Origin of the sequence: Brasilonema bromeliae SPC951 (assembly GCF_012912135.1) — a bacterium.
GTDB classification, from domain to species: Bacteria; Cyanobacteriota; Cyanobacteriia; order Cyanobacteriales; family Nostocaceae; genus Brasilonema; species Brasilonema bromeliae.
On record NZ_QMEB01000043.1, the window covers coordinates 1 to 18,041 of the forward strand.

At 44.0% G+C, this 18,041-nt stretch carries 13 protein-coding genes and 1 pseudogene; 7 read left to right on the forward strand and 7 right to left on the reverse strand.

Annotated features, from left to right (window positions below; genetic code table 11):
- Nucleotides 1-109: 109 nt before the first annotated feature.
- Nucleotides 110-2,251 (reverse strand): FAD/NAD(P)-binding protein, encoded by a 2,142-nt coding sequence (locus tag DP116_RS07915; RefSeq protein WP_246275531.1) that lies wholly within the window; start codon nucleotides 2,249-2,251, stop codon nucleotides 110-112.
- Nucleotides 2,252-3,159: 908 nt separating this feature from the next.
- Between DP116_RS07915 and ssuD the strand changes: the two genes are divergently transcribed.
- From ssuD to DP116_RS07940, 5 genes are all read left to right on the forward strand, one after another.
- Nucleotides 3,160-4,320: an FMNH2-dependent alkanesulfonate monooxygenase gene (ssuD, locus tag DP116_RS07920; RefSeq protein WP_169154669.1), complete on the forward strand. Its 1,161-nt coding sequence runs from the start codon at nucleotides 3,160-3,162 to the stop codon at nucleotides 4,318-4,320.
- A 480-nt stretch (nucleotides 4,321-4,800) separates the two neighbouring features.
- The gene (locus DP116_RS07925; RefSeq protein ID WP_169154670.1) at nucleotides 4,801-5,658 is read left to right on the forward strand and encodes an ATP-binding cassette domain-containing protein; all 858 of its coding nucleotides are present in this window, start codon (nucleotides 4,801-4,803) and stop codon (nucleotides 5,656-5,658) included.
- Nucleotides 5,615-6,469: an ABC transporter permease gene (locus DP116_RS07930; protein ID WP_339381651.1), complete on the forward strand. Its 855-nt coding sequence runs from the start codon at nucleotides 5,615-5,617 to the stop codon at nucleotides 6,467-6,469. The genes DP116_RS07925 and DP116_RS07930 overlap by 44 nt, the downstream gene beginning before the upstream one ends.
- Before the next feature lie 19 nt (nucleotides 6,470-6,488).
- The gene (locus tag DP116_RS07935) at nucleotides 6,489-6,950 is read left to right on the forward strand and encodes a MarR family winged helix-turn-helix transcriptional regulator (protein ID WP_169154671.1); all 462 of its coding nucleotides are present in this window, start codon (nucleotides 6,489-6,491) and stop codon (nucleotides 6,948-6,950) included.
- Nucleotides 6,913-8,184: an MFS transporter gene (locus DP116_RS07940; RefSeq protein WP_169154672.1), complete on the forward strand. Its 1,272-nt coding sequence runs from the start codon at nucleotides 6,913-6,915 to the stop codon at nucleotides 8,182-8,184. Before DP116_RS07935 ends, DP116_RS07940 begins: the two co-directional genes overlap by 38 nt.
- A gap of 71 nt (nucleotides 8,185-8,255) precedes the next feature.
- Here the strand turns inward: DP116_RS07940 and DP116_RS07945 are convergent, their stop codons facing one another.
- From DP116_RS07945 to DP116_RS07965, 5 genes are all read right to left on the reverse strand, one after another.
- Complete coding sequence (locus DP116_RS07945; protein ID WP_169154673.1) at nucleotides 8,256-9,563, reverse strand: coiled-coil domain-containing protein; 1,308 nt, start codon at nucleotides 9,561-9,563, stop codon at nucleotides 8,256-8,258.
- Between the two features lie 34 nt (nucleotides 9,564-9,597).
- Nucleotides 9,598-9,954, reverse strand: coding sequence for a hypothetical protein (locus DP116_RS07950; protein ID WP_169154674.1), 357 nt, complete (start codon nucleotides 9,952-9,954; stop codon nucleotides 9,598-9,600).
- Nucleotides 9,955-10,177: 223 nt separating this feature from the next.
- The gene (locus DP116_RS07955; protein WP_169154675.1) at nucleotides 10,178-11,545 is read right to left on the reverse strand and encodes an LLM class flavin-dependent oxidoreductase; all 1,368 of its coding nucleotides are present in this window, start codon (nucleotides 11,543-11,545) and stop codon (nucleotides 10,178-10,180) included.
- A gap of 96 nt (nucleotides 11,546-11,641) precedes the next feature.
- Nucleotides 11,642-12,553, reverse strand: a complete 912-nt coding sequence (locus DP116_RS07960) for a TauD/TfdA dioxygenase family protein (protein WP_169154676.1) — start codon at nucleotides 12,551-12,553, stop codon at nucleotides 11,642-11,644.
- Nucleotides 12,554-12,683: 130 nt separating this feature from the next.
- Nucleotides 12,684-14,297: an amidohydrolase family protein gene (locus tag DP116_RS07965; protein WP_169154677.1), complete on the reverse strand. Its 1,614-nt coding sequence runs from the start codon at nucleotides 14,295-14,297 to the stop codon at nucleotides 12,684-12,686.
- A 1,147-nt stretch (nucleotides 14,298-15,444) separates the two neighbouring features.
- On the opposite strand from DP116_RS07965, the gene DP116_RS07970 reads away from it, so the two are divergent.
- Both DP116_RS07970 and DP116_RS07975 read left to right on the forward strand, forming a co-directional pair.
- Nucleotides 15,445-16,128 carry a glutathione S-transferase family protein gene (locus tag DP116_RS07970; RefSeq protein ID WP_169154678.1) on the forward strand — a complete coding sequence of 228 codons (684 nt, stop codon included), beginning with the start codon at nucleotides 15,445-15,447 and terminating at the stop codon, nucleotides 16,126-16,128.
- Between the two features lie 143 nt (nucleotides 16,129-16,271).
- Nucleotides 16,272-16,952: pseudogene (locus tag DP116_RS07975) on the forward strand (CmcJ/NvfI family oxidoreductase); the annotation flags it as partial.
- On the opposite strand, the gene DP116_RS07980 reads toward DP116_RS07975, so the two are convergent.
- Nucleotides 16,880-17,983 carry an aldo/keto reductase gene (locus DP116_RS07980; RefSeq protein WP_339381652.1) on the reverse strand — a complete coding sequence of 368 codons (1,104 nt, stop codon included), beginning with the start codon at nucleotides 17,981-17,983 and terminating at the stop codon, nucleotides 16,880-16,882. The pseudogene DP116_RS07975 and the gene DP116_RS07980 overlap by 73 nt on opposite strands.
- Nucleotides 17,984-18,041: the final 58 nt, after the last annotated feature.

Here is an 18,041-nt window from a genome sequence, read left to right on the forward strand (position 1 = left end):
ATTTATGACTGCTATAGCAGTTCTAAATTATAAGCTCTACGGGCACGCTACTTTGAACGTGAGAAACAAGCTCCGCGACTTCGAGCGAAAAGTCGGGGAACTTTGTTTTTCAAATTTGATAGTCCAATGCAACTAAAACTTTGCCACCATGTTGATTTGCAGGTACAGCTTCTGACATTTTTTTAGGATAGGGCAGGTTCAAGTTATTCATTAACATCATGAACTGGCTGCGGCTGTGTCCAGCAAATCGGGGATTCCAGCGCTTTTCTTCACCAATCGTAGACACTGTTTGTCCCTGGTAGTCGTGAGCGGGATATACCAAGGTATCATCTGGTAAGGTGAATAGCTTTTGGGTAACAGCGTCATACAACAATCCAGCATCACCGTTTTGGAAGTCGGTACGACCGCAGCCCCGGATGAATAGCGCATCTCCGGTTAACAAGTGAGTATTATTAACCAGGTAAGCCATATGACTGTCGGTGTGTCCAGGAGTCGCGATCGCCTGAATTTGTATATTGCCCAGTTGCAATATCTTTCCATCAGCAATATACCTGTCTGCACAAGTCGTCTGGGCATTCTCAGGCATGATACTTAGACAACCTGTTATACCCTTAAGTTGACTTGTCGCAGTGATGTGATCAGCATGGATGTGAGTTTCCAGACAGTAGCGCAGGGTTAGCCCCAATTCTCGTAATATTTGAATGTCACGTTCAACTTGCTCTGATACAGGATCTACGAGAATAGCTTCTTTGGTTTGTGGATCGGCAATCAAGTATGTGTAGGTACTCGACTCTTTATCAAACAGTTGACGAAATAGCATGGCTGGTTTCGGAGCAAACCAATTTTCAACAACAGCATAAGGTATGGGATTGAGAGATTTCAGTAAATCCTGTGCCAAATTCGCGGCTTGAACACGAATTTCCCCAACAGCAGTTGTTTCCCAAAGATTGCCCTTGCGCGGTGTCCCTAGTGTATACAGTAGTTCAGAAGCATTCCCATCTGCATCCAGCAGCGCACCGTTGACAGCAGTGTCAATTCCCATTGATAGAACATTAGGACGAATCAGGTGTTGTTCTTGAAGGCTGGCGAGTAATGGATGCTGTAAAGAGCGATAATTACAGTTTGAGCCTGTGCAGTTAATAATTCGGTTAACCTGTAAAACAATCTTTGCCTGTGTTTCTCGTTCGCTAATGGTCACAGTTAATTTATTATCAAACTGCTGACAAGTTTGAATCCGTCCTGCATAGTAGCTTAGTTGACCAGATTCCTCAGCAGCATCCAGTACATCGGCAATTTCTGGGGCAATTTGGTGGCGGTGAACTTCCCAATAAGCCTTGACGTGGCGTAGAAATCTTTTTTGTTCTTTTAAGGGAAGTGTTTGCCAAATTTCTTGAGTAACCGGACGAAGTGCATCGATGACTGCCCGCCAGTCTTGTCCTTGCTCATCCGCTGTTCGCACTTGCTGACGTACTAAATGCAGGAGTTCTCGTGCAGTTTTTGGTGCAGTCTCTAAGTCAATAAATGTGGGATAAGGAATTGTTGGTTTGTGACTACACGGCTTCAATCCATGACGAGAAACAGCATGGATTTTTCCTTGAAATCCTTTGGCGTGCAAAGCAACAACTGCATCTACCATCGTCAGCCCGCTTCCAATCAACAGAATAGAATCTTCTGGGTTTAAATCGGCGATCGCATGACTCGACCAAGCATCTCTAATATTGTCATTGTGGTTTTCCACACAAGCAACTGGTTTTGGTAAAGATGCGGGGAAATTACCCAACGCCAGCACAGCCTTTTGAACGTACAAAGACTCACCGCTACTCAGGTGTACCATGAGGTTATGGTTTTTGCTACGAATGGCGATTGCTTCATCAACAATTCGCTCTAACATTACATAAGCTGGGGCGTTTGCCTCTGCTTCGCTCAAAGTCGCCTGGACATAATCCCCATAAACTTTACGTGGAACGAAGGTGGATGCCTTTACCTCTTCATGTCCGTTTCTATGCAACCAGTTCAAAAAGTGATTTGGTTCATCAGGAAACGCACTCATCTTACCTGCCGGAACGTTAAGCAAATGACATTCAAATGGCGTACCGTAAGCAACTCCTCTACCCACTTCTTGATTGCGTTCAATTAACTTAATGAACAGTGGCATGGTTGCTTTTCGCATGATATTTGCTGCCACCAGAGAACCACTTAAGCCGCCACCAATGATAGCGATCGTAGAAGGAGAAATAGTTCGGTTCATCATACAGTTATTCATAGGATGTAAGACTTACTTATTGACAGAACTTCTGTTGGTGAGTTCAAGCATTCGTGATTTATCGAAACTCAGTAAAGCTTAGATACGTATGCTTAATTTTTCTTTAATAAGTTGAAGTCAAATTAACTTCTACAGTTTGGGAATATAAACATCAAACAAGCTAGTCAAATCTATGAACTATGCTGTTTGCTGTATATCTACAAATTTATAACAGATAAATACTTTTGTGTATTTGTTTGGCACAACACATCTGAAATTATTTTAAACTCCACTTCTACACGTGAAAAACAGGGAATTAAATTTGAGTTTTTTATTTCGCAACTTGAGACAAGATGAGACAAAAAATAACTGAGACTAGATAAGCCTTTTGGGCTTTTACATAGTTTAATTTCGACAAATCCGATGTAAATATCGTGGTTTGAAAATAATCCTTGATCCACTCCTCTAGAATAGAAAAATTACCTATTTAATTGTCAAAAATTTCTGACATCTAGCCAGCAATTTTATATGTAAAAATAAAAATAATTGAGAAACGTAGACACGAAATGGCTCGCCGCAGGCTATCACAGAGGCGCTCCAAAACCCAGAGGAGGAGGAAACACAGAGTTTCACCCTCTTATTATTTAGGATTGATATAGATAACTTATAAGAGTCTTTTGGTTTTTGGTTTTTGGTTGCTAATATATATCCGTAAAACTTTGTCTAAATCACACTTAAGAATATTGCATAAACGGAATAAATGCGATAGGCAGAATCAAGTGTAAGATTTGAGTGAAAAATGTTGCTTTACTCGTTTAGCTGTGCAATAATTTTAAGATGGTAAAAATACGGCAATGTAACAAAGTTACCGTTAAATATAATAAAATCCAATTTTGCAGCCAGATTGAATAGGGATTATGCAACTACTTTGGTTTATTCCCACACACGGAGAAGGGCGCTATCTCGGCACTGCTATAGGCGGGCGGGCAGTAAATTTTGAGTATTGGCGGCAAATTGCTCAAGCAGTGGATCACTTGGGCTTTACAGGTGCTTTATTACCTACAGGGCGTTCTTGTGAAGATGCTTGGGTTTTGGCATCAGCGCTGGTAACGCATACTAAAAAAATGCGGTTTTTGGTGGCAATTCGTCCGGGGTTGATGTCACCAGGAGTAGCAGCGCGGATGGCTGCGACGTTTGATCGCGTTTCTGGTGGGCGCTTGTTGATTAACGTGGTTACAGGGGGCGATCCTACAGAGTTGGCGGGAGATGGTTTGCACCTTTCCCATGATGATCGCTACAAACTAACAGACGAATTTTTAACGGTGTGGCGGCAGATAGCTGCAAGTGAAGTTGCAAATTTCCAAGGTGACTATCTCAATATCCAAGATGGCAAGTTACTTTTTCCATCTGTACAGAAACCTTATCCTCCTTTGTGGTTTGGCGGTTCTTCACCCATTGCTCAAAATATTGCCGCCAAGCACGTAGATGTGTACTTGACTTGGGGTGAACCACCAGCACAGGTTGCCGAAAAAATTGCCGCAGTTCGTCAGCTAGCAGAAGCGCAAGGCAGAACACTTCGCTTTGGCATTCGCCTACACGTCATTGTGCGGGAAACCGAAACTCAAGCTTGGGATGCGGCAAATGATTTAATTCGGTATGTAGATGAAGAGGCGATCGCCAAAACTCAAAAAGCTTACGCCCGCATGGATTCGGAAGGGCAACGCCGGATGCAACAATTGCATCAAGGTAGTCGCGAAGCTTTGGAAATTAGCCCAAATTTGTGGGCAGGAATTGGTTTAGTGCGCGGTGGTGCTGGGACTGCTTTGGTAGGCGATCCTGATACGGTTGCCCAGAGAATATCGGAGTATGCAGATTTGGGGATTGAGACTTTCATTTTTTCTGGTTATCCTCATTTAGAGGAAGCGTATCGCGTCGCCGAATTACTCTTTCCTCGTCTGCCTTTAGAAAATATACCTGTTGTAGAACCACAGCTGATGAGTCCGTTTGGTGAGATAATTGCCAATCGAGAATTCCCAAAACAACAAGTTAAAAATAAAACAGCAGCTACCGTAGATTAACTGAAAAATTAATAGCAGGAGAGTTTGACAAAATTGCTTATACTTTAGCGATCGCCTATCTCTATCTGACTTTTCACGGTATCTGGAAAACCTCGCTTCCATTTCTCTCTCCTACGAGGAGAGAGGAATGGAATTTTCTCCCCCTTTCCTACGAGGAAAGGAGGTTAGACCGGTTAGGTCACTCCGTTTTTCCACATGACGTGAAAAGTCAGATTTCTATTGGTGAGAAACTACTTTCATTGAAAATTACTGTAAGTATTGATAGTCACAGCCCCGACTTTTATAATAAGTCGGGGCTGTGAAAATTTGAAATCTAAGTATTTGTTACAGGTAATATCTCCGTATATACATCTTTAAAGTTATCTCATTCCACAGCAATTGTCTGATTGTAAAAAAAACTAACTCTTGACTTCCACACAATACATGAGAAACTAATAATTAGGCAATCTAAATATACCACTAAGGAAGTGCATCCTACTCGTGACAAAACTGACGGGAAAAACCGATCGCTTGTCCATACCTGTTAACTTTCCAAACCCTGAGGTCATATTAGAAACTCAGGAACTCACGCGCTGCTTTAACAAGTTCACCGCTGTTAATACCCTGAATATCTCTGTCATATCTGGAGAAGTATTTGGCTTGCTAGGTCCAAATGGGGCAGGTAAAAGTACAGTCATTAAGATGTTGACAACGCTGCTACCGCCAAGCGCTGGACGGGCAACTATAGCTGGCTATGATGTTACTCATCAGCAAGGTGCTGTTAGAAGAGTCATTGGCTATGTACCCCAAGCTCTTTCTGCTGATGGGAGTCTTACAGGCTATGAAAATCTTTTAATCTTTGCCAAACTGTACGACATTCCCTCTAAACAACGCAGAGAGCGCATTCGTGATGTGCTGGCGTTTATGGGTTTGGAACAAGCAGGCGATCGCCTAGTGAGAAATTACTCTGGTGGCATGATTCGCAAGCTAGAAATTGCTCAATCCATCCTGCATCGACCGCAAATTATGTTTCTCGATGAGCCAACAGTCGGACTCGATCCGGTTGCTCGCAGTCAGGTATGGAATCTCATGCAAGAACTTCGTGCAGATTACGGCACAACCATATTTTTAACTACCCATTTTTTAGAAGAAGCTGATAGTTTGTGTAACCGGGTAGCAATTATGAATCGGGGTAAAGTGATTGCGACTGGCACACCCAGCGATTTAAAAGCTGCTTTAGGAAAACCAAACGCCACCTTGGATGATGTCTTTATTCACTATACAGGGGACGAATTAGCATCAGGAGTTAGTTATCGTGACACAGCAAAAACCAGACGTAATGCTCAACGGTTGGGTTGAACCACGACTTAATCGGCGAGAAAGTTTTATTTATGCTATCGCAGAATTAGCCAGCAAATCTCTAGTCATAGCTGAACTAGAAGTGCGTAAACTCCGCCACGATCCCTATGATTTACTGATACGCGGGGTACAGCCTGCGTTGTGGCTGTTAATCTTCGGGCAAGTTTTTACCCGCACTCGCGCTATCCCTACAGGGAACTTATCCTATTTAGACTTTATGACTCCCGGTATTTTAGCTCAGAGCGTGTTATTTGTAGCAATTTTGACTGGTGGCATGACGCTGATTTGGGAGCGAGATTTAGGAATTGTGCATAAATTGCTTGCTAGTCCTATACCCCGTGCGGCGATGGTATTAGGAAAAGCCCTAGCTTGTGGAATCCGAAGTTTATCACAGATAGTGATTATTTATGGATTAGCGCTACTATTAGGTGTTAACCTGAATCTCCATCCGTTAGCATTACTGCAAGTAGTGGTAATTGTACTTTTAGGGGCAGGTTGTTTTTGTGTTTTTTCACTCATCATTGGCTGTTTGGTAAAAAACCGAGAACGATTTACGGGGATAGGGCAATTGTTAACAATGCCTTTGTTTTTTGCCAGTAATGCCATCTATCCCATCTCCCTGATGCCAAAATGGTTGCAGATAATTTCCCACATCAATCCCTTGACTTATCAAGTTGATGCTTTACGGGGTACAATGCTAGTAAATGGCTCCAGTCTCTATGGATTTGGTCTGGATTGTACAATTCTCTTGCTAACATTAATAAGCTTAACAATTATCTGTGGACGACTTTATCCACGGGTAGCGATGTAATCAGGAGAAAAACAGTCCCATGAAGCTCGGTAAACCCTCTGAAGAATGTGCCGTTAAGGTAATGGATACGATTCCATTGGTGATGCGGTTTATCCGAGCGGATATGCGTGAGAACAGTGTCGCATCTCTATCTATACCGCAGTTACGGGCAATGCTATTTATCAAACGCAATCCTGGAACCTCTCTTTCGGAAGTTGCGGAACATTTAGGTGTCACTTGTGCTACTGCATCCACAACAACAGAACGCTTAGTACAACGTAATTTTATCGAACGTACCGACCATCCCCAAGAGCGACGGCGGGTGGTTCTCAATCTCACAGATGAGGGCAAACACCATCTTGAGCAAACCCTCGCCCAAACTCGCGCTCATATTGCAGACTTGTTAGAAGGTCTGACAGCAGAGGAAATTGTACACATTGAAGAAGGGTTGACTCTACTTAAACATGTCTTCGAGCGATCAGAAGTTAAAAAAGCTCCTTAAGGCTGAGGCTGTAAAACACGATCCCTTTGCAGCTTTGAGGTTTCGAGATTATCGATTATTCACGATTGGGCGCGTACTTTTGTTCACGGGTTCACAAATGCAGACTGTGGCAATTGGCTGGGAACTCTACGAGCGTACTGGTTCAGCGCTGGCGTTAGGTGGGGTGGGGCTGGCGCAAGTCCTGCCGATGATTGCCTTAACTTTGATTGCTGGACACGTAGCAGATCGGCGCGATCGCAAACACACTACCCTACTCTCAATCATGCTGCTAGTCCTTTGCTCGCTAGCTTTGGCAGTTGTTTCCTATACTAAGGGCGCAATAGTTTTAGTTTATACTTGCTTGTTCTTTACAGGTGTAGCTAGGGCGTTCTTGAAGCCTGCCAGCGATGCGCTAATGTGGCATTTAATACCTACGACTGCTTTTACTAATGCTGCCACTTGGAATAGTACTAGTTTTCAGTTAGCAACAGTCATTGGACCAAGTTTGGGAGGATTTGGGATTGCAGCTTTGGGAAGTGCGACAGGGGTATATGTGTTAGCAGCGATCGCATCACTTTTGTGTTTTGCTTTAACAGTGCTAATTAGAGAAAAAAAGACAGCCCTCTCCAAGGAACCAATATCGTTAAAAGCACTAGCTGCTGGTGCTGAGTTTGTCTGGCAGAATCAAGTAATTTTAGCGGCAATTACTCTAGATATGTTTGCCGTCTTGTTGGGAGGTGCAGTTGCACTACTACCCATCTTTGCCAAGGATATCTTGCATGTCGGTCCAGTGGAGTTGGGGTATCTACAGGCAGCACACTCGATTGGCGCACTGATTATGGCGGTACTTCTAGCGCATCTGCCACCTTTACGCAAAGCAGGACCAGCTTTACTGTGGTCTGTGGTAGGTTTTGGTGTGGTCACGATTATTTTTGGGTTGTCTCGTTTGTTTTGGCTGTCACTGCTGATGTTGGCATTGAGTGGCGCACTAGACAGTATTAGCGTTGTCATTCGCCATACCTTAGTTCAGATTCGGACTCCTGACTATTTACGCGGTCGAGTGGCTGCCATCAATAATGTGTTTATCAGCGCCTCGAATGAGTTGGGAGGATTTGAATCAGGTTTGACTGCTGCTTTGTTTGGTCCAGTCATGTCTGTGGTTGGCGGTGGAATTGGGACGATAGTCGTGGTGATGGCGGTGGCTGCGATTTGGCCAGGGATTCGGAAGTTGGGGGCGTTGCAGGAGTATGAGTAAAAAATGACTTGGGTTGAGAAGTAAAATCAAAGATTCTATTCTTTTTTGGTTTCACTATTGTTCAAACCAACCTACAAATCTATGTTCTTTCTTTCTACACACTTATCACACTCTTCAAGTCCTTGTTTAATAAAGACTGTAGGACTATTACTGCTAATTATTTCTCGTGAACCATCTAGATTTAACACATATTCTCCTACAAGCATCTTCCAATGATTACATTTTAGGTTAAAATGGTATTTACTACTTTTATTGCTTAAATTACCAATGTAATCACCTTCTAAAATTCTGACCTGAGAGTATTTAGCTAGCTGATTAGTCAACTTTTCTATTTCAAGTTCTTTTCGACGAACATCTTGAATTAGTTGGTTTACACGTTTATCTAAAGAATCTTTTTGGCTTTGAGATTCCAATAGTTTTTGATTAAGTTTATTTAATTCTGTATTCAGACTGCTAATTTGATTTTGTCTATTTCTATTTGCAGCAATATAACTTTCAAGTTCTTCCCGAAGTCTTAAAAGTTCTGTTTCACGTTCGTATATCGCTCCATTAACATTATTTAAAGTTTCCGAATAGCTTTCCAACTCTTGTTGCATTACATATTTTTCTTGGATTAATTTATTAAATTGTTTAGAGAGAATCTTTCTCTGCTCTTTTAGCTCATTGATGATACTCTCATTGAGATTAGCTAATTCAGAATCTCCAAGATTAAATAATCCTTTGAGCGATATATCATTAAGCAGACCTCCAATTTTATACATAATCCTCAATCTATAAGGACTAATTTTTTCTGCATTTCTAGCTGTTTCTCTAGATAATTTATTCAGTGACTCTTGAATTATTGTTTCCGATGGTTGACTATTTTTGACAGCCAAAACAACTTCATCTATTATTTTTTCAATTTGTATAAAGTCTTTTTGTGCCTTGCTTAAAGTAATATATTCAAAAAATTTCTGAATTTTAGCTAGTTTACGATATTTTTCTGGTCTACGAGGATTTAGTTCATCTAAAATTTCAATCTTTTTCGACTTTAAAGCTTCTATGGTCTTTGCAATGCGCTCATTGCTTTCAGCGGTATTGGCTCCTAAACGCTCTAAAAGTCCCATACATAACCATGCTTGGGAATCAAGTTTATTTAATCTTTGTATTTGTTGCTGATTATCTAGTTGAGAGACAAAATCAGTCTTTTGTAACTGCTTTTGTAAGTTATTAACCTTAGCTGCAATCGTACCCCTAAAGCAGCATATAATCAGTTCAATAACTTGACCATAAGGAAATGAATAGTCAGCAAACCAACCGAAAAGAATCCAGAAGACAAGTGCCGACACAAGAAAAAGTATAACCTTAAAATAGCTTAAAAGTTTTCCTAATAAACTCAAAGGCTCTAAGTCTGTATCTAAAAGACTAAAGTAATTATTGTTGACGAAAGAATTGCTGACCTACAACTGTGCTCTTGTCAGCGTTGATGTTAACTCCAGATTGGGTATTTTGAATAACTTTAGCACTATTACTTTCCAATTTTTGGAACTTCACTATAAGTTGCTCTAAATCACTCTTAAAGTTCTGATCCTCTATCGCTTTCTCTAAAATTGCGGTTTTCAGCAAGTCTGGATCTTTTTGGACTTGATCTAACTTCAATGTCCCGTGAAATTTTGCTTTTAAATACTGAAGTATTTGCACACCTACTTCTTCCAGAGCGCCTCCTGTCACTTTATCCAATACATTAAGCACTATCTTGACTGTTTCGGTAGCTAATGCAGTTTCCAACATACAGTGGTAGCCCTGAGTGTACTCTTATTTTTATACCATAATTACAGTAATTTACCAATCCTATCTTCTCTGTCTAGAAGGTTAGGTTGGGTTTGAGGAACTAAACCCAACCTACTACTCATTACGGAACAGACAAACGGAAAATTAAAGATTTAAAACCCTTGTCTTGCGGGTTTTGTATGTATAGCCGCGACTTCCAGTCGCCAACTACAAGATACCAGAACTAGACTGCCACCTGCTCACGAGAAGCTGCAACTGTGCTGAACTTGTTTGTCGGACGGGGCAATCCGAGATTCTCGCGCAGGGTTCGACCTTCATACTCAGTCCGGAACAGTTCCCGGCGTTGCAGTTCAGGAATCACCAGTTCTACAAACTCATCCAAACCACCTGGTAAATAGGGCGGCATAATATTAAACCCATCTGCCCCGCCGTTGACAAACCAATCTTCAAGCTGATCGGCAATCTGTTGGGGTGTTCCTAATATTGTTCGATGTCCCCGCGCACCAGCGATCGCCAAATACAACTCCCGAATAGTTAAATTCTCTCTTTGGGCGAGGTCGGTCACCAGCTTCAAGCGGCTTTTTGCAAGTTCGGTCTCTGGTAGTTCCGGTAGCGGACCATCCAGAGGGTAGCCGGATAAATCGACTCCACCTACCAACCCTGAGAGTAAACCCAATCCAACCTGCGGATGGATCAACTCCTGAAGCTGCTCATATTTGTCCTTTGCTTCCTGGGAAGTTCTGCCAATTACTGGGAACACACCCGGCATAATCTTGAGATGGTCGGGAGAACGTCCGTATTTAGCCAGTTTTTTCTTCACACCCGCATAGAAAGCTTGAGCTTCCGCAAGCGTTTGCTGGGCGGTAAAAATCACCTCCGCTGTCTGTGCTGCAAGTTCTTGCCCGTCATCGGAAGACCCAGCTTGAATGATCACCGGATACCCTTGGATTGGACGTGCTACATTCAACGGACCGCGCACCGAAAAATGCTCGCCCTTGTGGTTGGGAATGTGCAACTTGTCAGCATCGAAGTAAATCCCTGACTCCTTATCGCGTAAAAAGGCATCGTCTTCCCAACTATCCCAAAGCGCTGTTACGACATCCACAAACTCTTTGGCACGCTCATAGCGCAGTGTATGCTCCATGTGCTTTTCACGGTTGAAGTTGTTCGCTTCCGCAACAGTTGCGGAGGTGACGAGATTCCAACCAGCACGACCACCACTAAGATAATCTAATGAAGCAAACTTGCGGGCGAGGTGAAAAGGTTCGTTGTATGTAGTTGATACCGTCGCCGTCAACCCAATGCGCTCGGTTACTACAGACAAAGCTGATAATAAGGTGAGGGGTTCAAAGTGTACAACCGAGGTGCGGCTCAAAGCCTCAGTTCCTCTACCGCGATCGCGCACAGCCACACCATCAGCGAAGAAGATCATGTCAAATTTTCCTCGTTCTGCCGTCTGCGCGATTTGCTTAAAATGCTGGAAGTTCAAACCGCCATCTGCTCGTGCATCCGGGTGTCGCCACGCCGCTACGTGATGACCAGAACTCATCAAGAATGCACCCAGTCTCAGTTGTCTTTTTTTTGTACTCATCTTCCTTTTCCATCTTCAACTGCATACACTAAAGGGCTGCAAGATCCCCGACTTCGCAAAAGTTGTCGGGGATCTGACCAACCTAACCCCTGATACTCAAGCAGTGACCAAACTTGGAATGTATGTAGAAGAGTCCCCCTTGATTGCCTCACTATGTTTACCGTCAATGCCAACTGGGAGGTCGCCGACGATGGTTACTCGCTGAACGTGGCGGGGTTGGTCGCCGTAATCGGAAATCGCATAATGTTGAGTAGCGCGGTTATCCCAGAATGCCACGTCACCAACTTGCCAACGCCAACGAACTGTATTTTCCGGACGTGTCACATATGACTGCAACAGTCGGAGAATGTCGTCCGATTCAGTCGTTGATAGTCCCTTGATCTGGCGAACAAAACCACCAATGAATAGTATGCGTTCTCCAGATTCCGGATGGACGCGCACTACTGGATGTAGAGTTTCGTATACAGTCGATGTGAAGACTTTCCGGTAAGCCTTAGTCTCTTCAGAAAGGTCTACTGCGGCTTCTGCATAGTCATAGGCATTACTATGTACAGCCCAAAGTTCGTCAGCGAGATTACGCAGATGTGTTGGTAAATCTTGGTATGCAGCGACCGTGTTTGCCCAGATAGTATCGCCTCCTGATGGCGGAATAACAAGCGTCCGTAAAATAGAGCCGAGTGGTGGGCGGTCTACAAATGTGACATCAGTATGCCAGTTATTCGCACGAGTGGCGGTTCGACCGTAATTCAGGTCAAGGACTTCTGGGTGTCCTGGGAACGATGGTACTGTGGGGTGAGCTGTGGTAACTTCACCAAATCGGCGAGCAAAGGCGACTTGACCGTTGGCATCGAGTTGCTGGTTACGGAAGAAAATTACTTTGTATTGAACTAGACGCTTGCGGATTTCACTGATAACATCATCGCTGAGGTTAGCACTCAAGTCAACACCTACAATCTCTGCACCGATACGTCCTGCAACTGGTTGGATGTCAAAGTATTGAGAACTCATGTTTTTGTGTCTCCAAGTTTTTTAACGTTATTTTTGACTGATTGATGGAGGATTAATTACTGCGTATTGTTCAGGTGTCAGCATGGCTTCCTGAATATTGAGAGGTTTAGGAAGCAAACAAATTCCTTCCTTAGCGACCAACACTCACCAGATATTCTTCAGCTTCTTTCTCAATTGCCGTACCCTTGAAGAAGTCACGATTGAGACTGGTGTACAATTCCAAAGGATGGATAGATAGAAAGTAACGCAAGTCTTCTTCGCTGAGAATGCCGCGTTCAACAAAGCTATAAGCGTTGGAGGTGACAGCTGTGATATCTGGCACATCCCAGTGACCGGAATCAGAACCCAAGAAGGCTTTTACTCTGTCACCAAATGGATTCGCTTTTTGATGGAAGGCATAGGCAACGCGGGTGTCGTCTGATTCTGTGCCAAAGTAGAAGTGATTTAAGAAGCGATCACGCACATCTTCCGGTTTTGTAATTCCAGCCTCAGCAAATTCATTCAACTCACCTGGGTCTTCTGGTGCAAAGTATTTACCGTGGAAGCCTAAACCACTACCAATTTCCTCAAAGCGATTCTCGTTCCGAGACGCTCCGCGAACGCTCAATTCTGGACCACCATAACGAGCGAACAGTTCGCGCAATTCTTCCTTATTTACGTTGCCCGGATGATTGTTCTGTAAAATTTCCGGATTGCGAGTTTCCCAGTGCCAGATGATATCAGTATAAAGGCTAGCACCCCAAACAGAACCACCTTCTAGGAAAGCAAACTTCAAGGTGGGGAAACGGCGGGTAACACCACCAAAAAACAGTGCTTTGCAGAAGGCTTCACCCGCTGAGGCAAAGTGTCCAATATGATTGTATTGGTAATTAGAAATTGAGCGGCGAGCAGTCCAACCCATACCAGAAGCATGGGTGGTCGGGACAACTTTCAATTCCACGCACTTTGCCCAGAAGGGATCGTAATCATAGGCGCTATCCAAGGCGAAGGTATCAATCCAGGTTGCTTCCCGTTGCACTTCTTCAGGATATTTCTCAAAGCCAGGAATGACGCGAGTGACATAAGCAGGAATTTGAATTGCTTTGAGTCCCAGTTCTTTGACTGCATATTCTAATTCCTCGATTCCTTCTTGGGGTGTATTTAGAGGAATTGTCGCAATGGGAGTGACGCGAACGCCCGTATGTTGCCGAGCCTGTTCTGGAAGAACAGGCTCCCCCAAAGCGGAGCTTTGGGGCAACCAAGCGGAGCTTGGTTGGGCAACAGGGCGCGCTTCGCGAACGCTATAATCACGGAATATATCTGCATGATAAAGGTTCGCCGCACGGCAAACAGCCCGCCGCATTTCTTCGTTCTTGATTTGCGGTGCTAGCGTTGCCAAATTCGGATACAGCACAGCAAAGTCTGTCCCCGCTTCTTGTAAGCGTTCATGCAGCAGCTTTGGCAAACTCACGGTAGCTAAATTTAAGGTGTCCTTGGTGGGACGACCCCAGAAGGGAGGACGAGCTGTACGATAAGTACGGCGTTCTTCCCAAGTTTGCTGGAACCAACGATAACGTCCAGCACCAGGTAGATGCGATCGGAAGCTATCAGCAATCTGAGAACCACCCACTTGAGCTAAATAATCGAGAAAGGCTGGCTCAAATTCCTGGGTATGGACATCAGTATCAATGATGGGATAACCTAGTTGCTCCCGAATCTGTGCTGATCGAGACTTCTTTGTGGGACGTTCAAGCGCAATTGTCATGATAATTTCTCCACAGTTATGTCACTCGTTGACTTTCACAAGTCGTAAACCCTGACGAAAATCGAGCTTCATGATCGAGCAAAAATTGAAAGTCTGGCATGGGATAACTTTTTACCATGCCTGTATATACTCACAGGATTTTCTGGAGGAAAATTCAATACTGTTTTTGTGCCAGCGATACCCGAAAAAAACGGGCATTGCAAGATTGCTCAAAGTGTCTGAGTGATTCCTCTGTGCAAGTATTGCACAAAGCATTTTTTTACGGCTTGTCTACCGGACTATCGGATATTAATTCAGTAGTATGACACACCAAGAGCGACAAGACAAGTCTTTAGCAAACAAACTATACGTTTCTCTAAGTTTTTGATTGACTAACTTTTAGATAAAATAAATAAGAACCCAAGGAGGCTTTCATCACTTTTCTCAGGCAATCTCTATATCTTTGGAATACACTATCAGTATATAATACTGTAAACAGACAGACATACAGTATTATGTAGCTTGGCTGGTGTAGATACCTGCCAGGGAGAATTCCAAATTTCCATAGTTGACGTACTCCTCGGCATAAATGCACGAGGATTCTTAAAGGTTGCTACTCCGAAAGCTAAAGCTTTACTCCGTAGCACTTCTTCTTCCTGTTTCATTGACTCTTAACTAGGCTTTGCCCCATGACTCCACCCCCGCCAGACCGTCTCAACAAGCATTTTAGTTTTACATCCAGGAAGCGTCCCTCCCCAGATGGATCTGAATTTTATTGGGCTAATTTCTCTGCAATTTCTAATTGCTTCGTATTACAGGTCGCGTCACCATTACATGCTCTAGGGTGATATTTGTCTCGACAAGCCCAAACAAGGCTGAGATACCTTTAATCTGTGGGTTGTTTACCACTTGTAATAAGAGTATACGCTATCTTGTCCATACATTCTGGAAAAAAAGAAACGTCGGGTTAAAACCCGTCGTGTCGTATTTCATCCCCTTTCTAAAGAAAAGGGTTTTCATCATCCCGCTCGCAGCCTGATAAATTCGGGAGGCGTTGCAATCCTATAAGCAAATTCTCCCAATTTCTTTAAGCAATACTTCGCCCTGCGCCACACCCGACGAGTGCAACTCCATAACATAAGCGCAATATTTACAAGGAAACCATTCCATGAGCAACATAGAACTTTACTTCGCCAAAGGCTCTACCTTCTCCCAACGAACCCGTGTTGTTTTGCTGGAAAAAGGAATTGACTTTACTCCCATTGAAATTGACTTACAGAACAAACCGGATAAGTTCACACAGGTTTCCCGCTATGGCAAAGTCCCAGCCATCAAACATGGGGATATTGAGATATATGAGTCTGCCATCATTAATGAGTATCTAGATGAAGTCTTCCCGGAACCACCTCTATTACCCCACGATCCGGGAGCAAAAGCAATAGCCCGTATCTGGATCGATTACGCCAACACTCGCTTAGTACCTGCCTTTAACAAATTCCTACGGGGTAAAGATAGCAGCGAACAGGAACAGGGACGAAGAGAGTTCCTAGAATCCCTTTTGTACATTGAGCAAGAAGGATTAGGCAAGCTATCCGGTGATGGTCAGTACTGGTTAGGGGATAAACTGAGTTTAGTTGATATCAGCTTTTATCCTTGGTTTGAACGCTTGCCCCTTTTGGAACACTTCCGTAAATTCACACTACCAGCAGAAACAGCTCGCTTGCAGCAATGGTGGAATACACTGCGCGATCGCCCTACAATTCGGGCAGTTGAAAATCCGGTCAGCTATTATATAGAGCGATTTACCAAGATTCTCGGTGAACCTACAGCAGTGGGTGCCGCTCAAAAGTAGGGCAATGCTTTCTTACAGCGTGGTTTGTCACCAAAACATTGAACACAAGGATGCAACCTATGAGCCTATCCAGCCCAATTTTATCCAAACCCGTCTTAGAGGATTTGCCTTATGTTGAGGCAGTTCTCAATTACCTGACTCCAATGGCCCAAAAGCCTGTTAACTACACCTACGAACCACCACCAGGTGTTCCAAGACAGAACGGAGTGTACGAGGCGCACAAGCTGCCGATCCGCAATGCTAGAGCGATTGCACAAGATTTATCCTTAGACCAAGAGGGCTTCGCTTACGCCGCTCACAAAAGCGCCGTCCGCGACTTTTACGATGAGGACGAGGTACGTCGCGTCTACTACCCAGAAGCCGAACAACTTTTGGCAGATGTAACGGGCGCAAAAAAGGTATTGGTGTTCGATCACAACCTTCGTAATAATGAGCGGGCGAAGCAGAGTGAGAACGGTGCAAAGGAGCCAGTAAAGCGGGTACACAACGACTTCACCGCCAAGTCTGGCTATAGTCGCGCCCGTGCGGTGTTGACAGCACTTGGTACAGATGACCCCGATGAACTTCTGCAACATCGGTTCAGCATTGTCAACGTCTGGCGACCGATTGCTAAACCAGTCCAAGAGTCTCCATTGGCAGTGTGTGACGCGCAAAGCATAGCGCCCAAAGACTTGGTAGCTGGCGACCTGGTATACCGCGATCGCATTGGCGAGACTTACGCGATTACATACAACCCGACGCACCGGTGGTTCTACTTTCCGCAATTGCAACCGAACGAAGCGCTATTTATCAAGTGCTTTGATTCTGCGGAGGATGGACGGGCGCGGTTTGCTGCCCACACTGCGTTCGATGATCCGACAAGTCCGCCGGACGCCCCGCCGCGCCCTAAGATGGGGTGAGGTTTGTAAGGTTCCTCAAGCAACTTCCGCTCGTCTTCAGAAAGTACCAAATCCACAGCCTCTACTGAATCTTTGAGATGTTCTATTTTACTAGCACCAATAATAGGAGCCGTTACACCCGGTTGGTGCAACAGCCAAGCTAGAGCAATCTGTGTTGGGGTAACTTGACGTTGTTTAGCTAAGTCTACGACGCGATCGACTATTTGAAAATCTGATTCGTCATAGTAGAGATTGTGGGCAAATTCATCGGTTTTAGCACGAATGGTTTCACCATAACCTTGGGGACGCCGATTCCCAGCTAAAAAGCCTCGTGCAAGGGGACTCCAGGGAATTATCCCAATCCCTTCTGCGCGAGATAATGGTATGACCTCTCGTTCTTCTTCCCGATAAACTAGGTTGTAGTGATTTTGCATGGAAACAAAGCGCGTCCAGCCGTGTTTGTCTGCTGTGTAAAGAGCTTTGGCAAACTGCCATGCGTACATACTTGATGCACCAATGTAACGAACCTTACCCGATTTCACGACATCATGCAATGCCTCTAAAGTTTCCTCAATCGGTGTTTCGTTGTCCCAACGATGAATTTGGTACAAATCTACATAATCTGTCTGTAGGCGTCGTAATGAGGCATCAATGCTATCAAAAATATGTTTGCGAGATAGTCCTCTGTCGTTGGGTCCATCACCTACTTGGTTGTAAACTTTGGTAGCAATGATGACTTGATCTCTTCTGGCAAAGTCTTTGAGTGCCCTTCCGAGAATCTCTTCGCTAACACCCAAAGAGTAAACATCGGCGGTATCAAAGAAATTAATCCCCAACTCCAAAGCCAGTTTGATAAATGGGCGACTTTCTTCTTCTTCTAGTACCCATTCTCGCCATTTGCGGGAGCCATAAGTCATTGTACCAAGAGACAGACGCGATACTTTCAGTCCGGTTTTGCCAAGATTAACGTATTTCATGTGGTTAACTTTACTAATTTCTCAGGTGCTTGATGAATTTTGTGATCAGTAGGCAGAA

Excerpts from the sequence above, each read along its gene's own strand:
- ssuD (WP_169154669.1), top strand. The coding sequence starts at position 3,160 with ATGCAACTACTTTGGTTTATTCCCACACACGGAGAAGGGCGCTATCTC.
- DP116_RS07965 (WP_169154677.1), bottom strand. The coding sequence starts at position 14,297 with ATGACAATTGCGCTTGAACGTCCCACAAAGAAGTCTCGATCAGCACAG.
- DP116_RS07950 (WP_169154674.1), bottom strand. The coding sequence starts at position 9,954 with ATGTTGGAAACTGCATTAGCTACCGAAACAGTCAAGATAGTGCTTAAT.
- DP116_RS07960 (WP_169154676.1), bottom strand. The coding sequence starts at position 12,553 with ATGAGTTCTCAATACTTTGACATCCAACCAGTTGCAGGACGTATCGGT.
- DP116_RS07915 (WP_246275531.1), bottom strand. The coding sequence starts at position 2,251 with ATGATGAACCGAACTATTTCTCCTTCTACGATCGCTATCATTGGTGGC.
- DP116_RS07980 (WP_339381652.1), bottom strand. The coding sequence starts at position 17,983 with ATGAAATACGTTAATCTTGGCAAAACCGGACTGAAAGTATCGCGTCTG.
- DP116_RS07955 (WP_169154675.1), bottom strand. The coding sequence starts at position 11,545 with ATGAGTACAAAAAAAAGACAACTGAGACTGGGTGCATTCTTGATGAGT.
- DP116_RS07935 (WP_169154671.1), top strand. The coding sequence starts at position 6,489 with ATGAAGCTCGGTAAACCCTCTGAAGAATGTGCCGTTAAGGTAATGGAT.
- DP116_RS07940 (WP_169154672.1), top strand. The coding sequence starts at position 6,913 with ATGTCTTCGAGCGATCAGAAGTTAAAAAAGCTCCTTAAGGCTGAGGCT.
- DP116_RS07970 (WP_169154678.1), top strand. The coding sequence starts at position 15,445 with ATGAGCAACATAGAACTTTACTTCGCCAAAGGCTCTACCTTCTCCCAA.